Here is a 214-nt window from a genome sequence, read left to right on the forward strand (position 1 = left end):
GTCCCCTTCGTCTAGAGGCCTAGGACACGACCCTTTCACGGTTGTAACAGGGGTTCGAATCCCCTAGGGGACGCCAAGTTTGGCTGCGCTTGAGGAATATGGCGACATATTCGATATAATGCAGCTACCGCGTGGAGTGGTAGTTCAGTTGGTTAGAATACCGGCCTGTCACGCCGGGGGTCGCGGGTTCGAGTCCCGTCCACTCCGCCAAAGT

Annotated in this window: 2 tRNA genes; both read left to right on the top strand. The window is 57.0% G+C overall.

Going from position 1 to position 214, the window contains the following annotated elements:
* Positions 1-76 (top strand) — tRNA-Glu (locus SM757_RS35455).
* Between the two features lie 57 nt (positions 77-133).
* Positions 134-210 (top strand) — tRNA-Asp (locus SM757_RS35460).
* Positions 211-214: the final 4 nt, after the last annotated feature.

Origin of the sequence: Azohydromonas lata, from assembly GCF_034427735.1 — a bacterium.
In the GTDB taxonomy this organism is placed as follows: Bacteria; Pseudomonadota; Gammaproteobacteria; order Burkholderiales; family Burkholderiaceae_C; genus Azohydromonas; species Azohydromonas lata.